The organism is Microbacterium umsixpiens, assembly GCF_053543675.1.
On record NZ_JBLVOH010000017.1, the window covers coordinates 1 to 7,281 of the forward strand.

6 protein-coding genes and 1 pseudogene are annotated in these 7,281 nt (G+C 71.4%); 4 read left to right on the forward strand and 3 right to left on the reverse strand.

The window, feature by feature from the left end:
* From ACNPM4_RS01575 to ACNPM4_RS01590, 4 genes and pseudogenes are all read left to right on the forward strand, one after another.
* Window positions 1-207, forward strand: a pseudogene (locus ACNPM4_RS01575) (hypothetical protein); the annotation flags it as partial.
* 124 nt (window positions 208-331) lie between these two features.
* Window positions 332-1,480: an ROK family transcriptional regulator gene (locus ACNPM4_RS01580; RefSeq protein ID WP_448984466.1), complete on the forward strand. Its 1,149-nt coding sequence runs from the start codon at window positions 332-334 to the stop codon at window positions 1,478-1,480.
* A 51-nt stretch (window positions 1,481-1,531) separates the two neighbouring features.
* Window positions 1,532-2,461, forward strand: a complete 930-nt coding sequence (locus ACNPM4_RS01585) for a polysaccharide deacetylase family protein (protein WP_448984467.1) — start codon at window positions 1,532-1,534, stop codon at window positions 2,459-2,461.
* On the forward strand, window positions 2,458-3,783 hold the full coding sequence (locus ACNPM4_RS01590; protein ID WP_448984468.1) for an MFS transporter: 1,326 nt from the start codon (window positions 2,458-2,460) through the stop codon (window positions 3,781-3,783). Before ACNPM4_RS01585 ends, ACNPM4_RS01590 begins: the two co-directional genes overlap by 4 nt.
* 188 nt (window positions 3,784-3,971) lie before the next feature.
* Here ACNPM4_RS01590 and galE read toward each other — a convergent pair whose 3' ends face one another.
* The 3 genes from galE to galT all read right to left on the reverse strand — a co-directional run.
* On the reverse strand, window positions 3,972-4,952 hold the full coding sequence (gene galE / locus ACNPM4_RS01595) for a UDP-glucose 4-epimerase GalE (RefSeq protein ID WP_448984469.1): 981 nt from the start codon (window positions 4,950-4,952) through the stop codon (window positions 3,972-3,974).
* Window positions 4,953-5,001: 49 nt separating this feature from the next.
* The gene (gene galK / locus ACNPM4_RS01600) at window positions 5,002-6,195 is read right to left on the reverse strand and encodes a galactokinase (protein ID WP_448984470.1); all 1,194 of its coding nucleotides are present in this window, start codon (window positions 6,193-6,195) and stop codon (window positions 5,002-5,004) included.
* Window positions 6,192-7,281 (reverse strand): galactose-1-phosphate uridylyltransferase (gene galT / locus ACNPM4_RS01605; protein ID WP_448984471.1); only part of this gene is annotated, 1,090 nt, incomplete at its 5' end. The genes galK and galT, both read right to left, overlap by 4 nt.

The following is a 7,281-nucleotide window of genomic DNA, read 5'->3' on the forward strand; positions in this document are numbered from 1 at the left end:
CCCACCCACACCGACAACGGCGTCGCCCTCTGCTGGCACCACCACAGAACCCTCGACACCTCCGGCTGGGAGATCCGCATGCGCCACGGCACACCCCACGTCCGCGGACCCGCCTGGTGGGACCCCGCCAGACGCTGGCGCACCCCACGACCCCCGACACCACTACCCGCACCTGCGGCCCGCCGCTCGACTGCGCTCAGAGCATGAGCGGCCACGACCGGGCTCGGCGCGAACTGTCGACCTGTGCGACACGATGTGGCATGCTTGCGGGCATTGCGCCGGGCCCCGTTTCTGGGGCCGTCCGTGAATCGAGAGGTAGACGCCGGAACACATGTCCAGACCACTCGCGGGACCGCAGGGCCTGCTACGCACGCTCAACGGTCGCGCGATCCTGGAGGCGCTCGCGCGCAGCGGTCCGCAGACCCGCGCGGAGCTGATGTCGGCGACGGGGCTGTCCCGCACGGCCGTCACCCAGGTGCTGCGGATGCTCGAGGCAGCGGGCGCCGTCGCCTCGGCAGGCATCGACCGCGAGACGCGCGGGCCTGCCGCCGGTCGCGTGACCCTGCATCCGCGGCTCGGGTTCGCCGCCGCCGTGCACATCGACCACCACGCCGCGCACGTGGTGCTCGTCGACGCCCGCGGAGTCGTGCACGCCGAGGAGCACGCCGTGCTGCCCATCCAGGAGGACCGCGTCGAGCAAATCGTCGCCCTCGTCGACCGTTGCCGAGGGTCGGTGAAGGCGGCCAAGGGGGCGATCCACCTCGCCGTCGTCGGCATCCCCGGGATCGTCACCGCCGACGGCGGCATCCGCGACGATCTCGGTCCGGACGGCGGCGCCTTCCGCGCTGCGCTGACCGCATCGCTCGGCTGCCCGGTACGCATCGAGAACGACGTCAACCTCGCCGCCCTCGCCGAACTCACGGCGCGCGTGGGCGGCGACCTCGCCAGTTTCGCGCTGCTGCTCCTCGACGACGGGCTCGGTGCCGGCATCGTGATCGACGGCGCACTGCACCGCGGATTCTCCGGTGTCGCGGGCGAGGTCATGTACCTGCCGCAGACTCCGCTCCCGATCGGGGCGCCCATCGTGAGCGACGCCGTGGTCGGAGATCTCGCACTCGGGGCAGGGCGAGACGCCGAGGCCACGTTGGAGGACCATCTCGAAGCCGCCGGTCGCGGTGACGAAGCCGCGATCCGGGTCGTCGCCGAGATCGGCAAGCGCATCGTCCTCGTGGCCGGCAGCATCGGCCTGGTGCTGGACCCGGAGGCGTTCATCCTCAGCGGCACGGCAGCCCATCCCGTGCTGGTCGACGCGGTCCAGCGCGTCGCAGACGAGTATGCCGCCCAGCTGCCGCTGCGGTTCCTGGTCTCCTCGTTCGGCCCGGAAGCCCCGCTGGTCGGCGCCGTCGACGAAGCGGCATCCGCCCTCCGCAGCATGCTCTTCACCCGCATCCTGACGCCGACGCCGAAGCCCGGCCGCTGAGCACCCCGATCGTCGCCCCCGATCGCCCGTCCCTACCCGACAGGACCTCTGATGACCGCTCCCTCCGATCTCGCCGACCGCCTCGGCCTCGCACCCGGCGCCAGGGCGATCATCCTCAACGCCGACGACTTCGGCATGTGCCATGCGGCGAACACCGCGATCGTCGAGCTGCTCACGACCGGGCACATCGACTCGACGACCGTGATGGTCCCGTGCTCGTGGTCGCCCGAAGCACTGGCCTTCGCGGCTTCCCGCACCGATCTCGACGTCGGCGTGCACCTGGTGCTCACCAGCGAGTGGAGACGCTACCGCTGGCGCCCATTGACCGGCACGGGAACGAGCCTCGTCGACGCCGACGGTTTCTTCCCCGCTGATGTCGCGACCGTCGAGCGGGATGCGACCGACGACGATGTCGCCGCCGAGCTCGCCGCCCAGCTGCAGGCCGCGCTCGACGCCGGGGTCGACGTGACGCACCTCGACAACCACATGGGCTCGGTCTACGGCCTCGTCACCGGCCACGACTTCCTGCGCCCGGTGTTCGAGCTCGCCGCCCGCAACGGCCTCCCGTTCCGGCTGCCGCGGACGATGGACGGGGTGGGGGACGATGCCGCGTTGCAGGCCAAGCTCGACGACGCGGCGGCCGCAGCGGACGCCAGCGGCATCGAGATCATCGATCGGCTCTGGTCGCATCCCTTCGAGCTCCTCCGCGAGGGCGAGCCCGACGAGGAGACCTACGAGCAGGTGCGCGACGGCTTCATCGCGTTGCTGCGCGCTGTTCCTGCCGGCGTCACCGAGATCTACCTGCACCCGATGATCGACGACGACGAGCTCCGGGCCGCGGTCGACTTCAGCGCGGCGAAGCGTGGGTACGAGCTGCGTCTGCTCACCGACCCCGCCGTGCTGCAGGCCATCGAGGACGAGGCTCTCGTGCGCATCGGCTGGCGTGACCTGCGCGACCTGCAGCGGTCGTCCGCGCGATGACGGTTCTGGGCGAACGCCTGCGCGATCGACGGCTGGATGCGGCGCCGACCAGGGCGCAGACGATCGCATTCGGGGCATCCGGGTTCCCGACCCAACTGATGGCGCAGACCTTCTCGGCCTTCATCGTCTACTTCTACGTCTCACACCTCGCTGTCCCGGCCGGATGGGTGGCCGCGGCGATGATCGCCCACGGTGTGCTGAACGCGGTGCTGAATCCGGTCGTCGGCACGATCTCCGACCGGCTGCGCACTCCCTGGGGTCGGCGCATCCCGTGGATCGGTCTGGGCATCGTGCCGCTCGTGGTCGCCTTCGCGCTGGTGTGGATGCCGCCCGAGCTCCCGGCGGCCGGCCTCATCGTGTGGTTCCTCGTGGTCGTCGCCGTGTACGACATCGCGTTCGTCGTCGTGGTGCTGAACATCTCCGCGCTGTTCCCCGAGATCTTCCGCACCACCGAGGAGCGCGCCCGAGGCAACGTGCCGCGGCAGATCTTCGCGATCCTCGGCATGGTCCTCGGCACCGCCGGCGCGCCCGCCCTGTACAGCGCGCTCGGGTGGCCGGGGATGGCCCTGGTGCTGGGCGCCGTCTGCCTGGTGCTGCTCGTGTGGTCGTTCCTCGGCGGGATGATCGAGCGCCGGGTCCCGGAGGCGGCGTCCGAGGCCATGCGGTGGGGCGACCAGCTGAAGTACACCTTCCGCAATCGTGCCTTCGTCCCCTACGTGCTCGGGTCGCTGTTCGTGCAGACCTCGATCGCGGTGATCCTCGCCGCGATCCCCTTCTACGTGCGGTACTCGCTCGGGGCTGCCGAGGGGGAGGGGAGCCTGCTGCTCGGGGCCATCTTCGTCACCGCGATCCCGTCGATCGTGCTCTGGAGCGCGGTCGTCCGCCGCACCTCGCCGCGCACGGCGGTGCTGTGGAGCGTGACGGTGTTCGGCGTCGCCGTGCTCGGCTACCTCGCCCCGTCGAACGTGCTCGGCGCGGTGTTGGTCGGCGTCGCGGTCGGCGTGGGCGTCGGCGGGCTCCTGCAACTGCTCGAGGTGATGCTGGCGCAGATCATCGATGAGGATGCCGCGCGCACCGGGCACCGCCGCGAGGGCGCCTACTTCGGGGTCAACGGCTTCGTGGTGCGAGGATCGGTCGTGCTGCAGGCGATCGTGGCCGCGGTGGTGCTGACGGCATCCGGATTCGATGCCACGCTCGGCGACGCGCAGCCCGAGAGCGTCGACGGTGGAATCCGTCTGATGCTCGCCGTGATTCCGCTCGGGTTCACCGCCCTCGCGTGGCTGTGCTTCTGGCTCTACCCCATCCGCGCCCGCGACGTCTGAGGTCTTCTCCTCGTACCCAGCACGGAGGAGGCGCGGCACCCCCACGTGCACACCGAGTCGAGCACGTGTGTCGAGGGCGCAGGGCCGCGCCGATGCGAGCATCGGGGAGGGGCCCCCGCTTGCGGGGAGGGGCGCCCCGCTCTGCGAGCAGCGGCGCGGCCCGGAGCCCGTCCCCACAAGTCGAAGACTCAGACCGATGCAGCCTGCCGCGCCTCCCACCCCGTGCGCACCATCTCGTCGACCGTGTACCGCATGGTCCAGTCGAGGTCGCGGGCGGCGAGCTCGCCGGTGGCGACGATGCGGTCGGGATCGCCGGGGCGGCGGGGACCGATCTCGGGGGTGAAGTCGATGCCGGTCACGTGGGCGACGGCATCCATGATCTGCTTCACGCTGAGCCCGTCGCCGGAGCCGAGGTTGTACGCCGCCTCGATGGGGCTTCCGTCGGCGAGGCGCTGGGCGGCGGCGACATGGGCGGCGGCGATGTCGCCCACGTGCACGTAGTCGCGCACATTCGTGCCGTCTGCGGTGTCGTAGTCGTCACCGAAGATCTTCGGGGTCTTGCCCGCGAGCAGCGCTTCGAACACGATCGGGAAGAGGTTGTGCGGGCTGACGTCGTAGACGGTCGGGTCGGCGGAGCCCACCACGTTGAAGTACCGCAGCGACGTGTGTCGCAGCGGACGCGCGGAGTCGGCCGTCGCGATCGCCTGGTCGCGCAGCAGCCATTCGCCGATGAGCTTCGATTCGCCGTAGGGGCTGGCCGGCTTCTTGGCGGTGTCCTCGACGACGAGCGCGACGTCGGGGGTGCCGAACACCGCAGCCGACGACGAGAACACGATGTTCGAGACGCCCGCGGCTTCCATCGCCTCGAGGATGATCCGGGTGCCCTCGACGTTCTGCGCGTAGGTGTGCAGCGGGCGCTGCACCGAGACGCCCGCGTACTTGTACCCGGCGACGTGGATGACGCCCTGGGCGTCGTGGTCGCGCAACGTCTTCTCGACCAGGTCGCGATCGAGGATGCTGCCCTGCACGAACGGCACGCCCTCGGGCACGAACGACGCGACGCCGCTGGAGAGGTCGTCGAGCACGACCGGGGTGAGCCCTGCTTCGGCGAGGGCCCGGACGACGTGGGCTCCGATGTAGCCGGCGCCGCCGGTGACGATCCAGGACATTGCGTTCCTCTCCTGCCGCGGAGTGGTCGCGGCTCGATCGATCATTCTCTCAGGCGTCGCGGAGCGGACCTGCGGAGGGGGTGACCGTGAACAGGTGCGGGGCGCCGAATCCCGAGGCGGCGAACGCGGCGGTCACGGCACCCGACACCGCCTCGACGGCATCCTGCTCGATCAGCGCGATCGCCGCACCGCCGAAACCGCCGCCGGTCATGCGGGCGCCGAGAGCGCCGGCGGCCAGCGCGGTGTCGACGGCGGTGTCGAGCTCGACGGTCGAGATCTCGAAGTCGTCCCGCATCGACACATGCGACGCTACGAGGAGGTCGCCGATGGCTCTCGCGCCCTTCTCCTGCAGCACCTGGACGGTGTCGAGCACGCGCTGGTTCTCGGTGACGATGTGACGCACGCGGCGGAAGGTCACGTCGTCCATCAGCTCCTGAGCGCGGGGGAGGTCGGCGATCGACACGTCGCGCAGGGCGGGCACGCCCATCAGCGAGGCCCCGAGTTCGCACGACGCCCGGCGTTCGCGGTAGCCGCCCGTGGAGTGGGCGTGCTTCACGCGGGTGTCGATCACGAGGATCGCGAGTCCGGCCTCGGCGATGCCGAGCGGCACCGGCCGGGCCTCGAGCGAGCGGCAGTCGAGGAAGATCGCGGTGTCGGGCTGACCGAGCATGGACGCCATCTGGTCCATGATCCCGGTGGGGGCCCCGACGGCCTCGTTCTCGGCGCGGCGTCCGACGCGGGCGAGAGTCGTGGCGTCGAGGCCGGTGCCCCAGAGCTCGTTCAGGGCGGATGCCGTCGCCCCCTCGATCGCGGCTGAGGAGGAGAGCCCAGCGCCCACCGGCACGTCGGAGGCGATCGCGATGTCGAGGCCGCGGAACGGGCCGTCCTCGGCGGTCTCGTGCCGCAGCGCCCAGGCGACTCCGAGCGGGTAGGCGGCCCACTCCGGGACGGCGGGGTGTGTGCCCGGCGCGGTCGGGAAGAGTCCGTCGAGCTCGTCCAGGCCGACCTCCACCGGTTCCTCGGCGAAGGTCGAACCGACCAGGACCCGGCCGCGATCGTCGCCGCGCAGCCCGACTGCGGCGACCGTGCGCTGGGGGATGGCGAACGGCAGCACGAAGCCGTCGTTGTAGTCGGTGTGCTCGCCGATGAAGTTGACGCGGCCCGGTGCCGACCAGAGGCCGTCGGGCTCGCGGCCGGTGAGGTCGGCGAACAGGGCGCGGGCGTCGTCGTGGGCGGCGGTCATGCGGATGCTCCGTCGGAGGTCTGGTCCGGGGATGAGGTCTGGGTCGGGGATGAGCGTTCGATCGCCTCGCGGAGGCGTGCGGCACCCACCTCCGGCGGGACCTCGGCGGCCCAGGCCCCCATCGCGGCCTCGGATCCGGCGAGGAACTTCAGCTTGTCGGCGGCCCGACGCGGACTCGTCAGCTGCAGGTGCAGACGCACGGTGTCGCGGCCGACGTGCACGGGCGCCTGGTGCCAGGCGGCGATGTACGGGGTCGGGGTGTCGTACAGGGCATCGACGCCGCGGAGCAGGCGCAGGTAGAGCGGGGCCAGCTCGTCTCGTTCGGCCTCGGTCGTCTCGGCGAAGTCGGGCACGTGGCGGTGCGGCATCAGGTGCACCTCGAGGGGCCAGCGGGCGGCGAACGGCACGAAGGCCGTCCAGTGCTCGCCGCGGAACACCACGCGCTCGGAGCCCTGCTCGGACTCGAGGATGTGCTGGAACAGGTCGGGCGCGGTGCGGTCGATCGACTCGAGCAGTCGGGTGGTGCGCGGCGTCACGTAGGGGTAGGCGTAGATCTGGCCGTGCGGGTGCGGCAGGGTGACCCCGATCGCCTCGCCGCGGTTCTCGAACGGGAAGATCTGCTGGATGCCGGGCAGCTTCGAGATCGCGGTCGTGCGGTCGGCCCAGGCCTCGATGACCGTGCGGGCGCGGGTGACGGACTGCGTGCCGAAGGAGCCGGAGTGGTCGGGACTGAAGCAGACCACCTCGCAGCGGCCGACCGAGGTACGGGTGCGACCGAGGCCCAGGGCGGCGAGGTCGTCGAGGCCTCGGGGCGCGTTCGATGCCTGCGGGGCGGTGCCGACGGCCTCGGCGAGGGCGGGACCGAATGCGGGGGAGCGGTTCTCGAACACCGCGACGTCGTAGCGGGACGGCACCTCGGAGGGGTTGCCCGGTGTCTGCGGCGCGAGCGGGTCGGCCTCGGCGCTGGGCATCATGACGCGGTTCTGCCGATTGGCGGCGACCGTGATCCAATCGCCCGTGAGCACGTCGAGGCGCATGGTGGCGGTGTCGGGGCGCGGGTCGAGCGTGCGGGCATCGACCGCACGC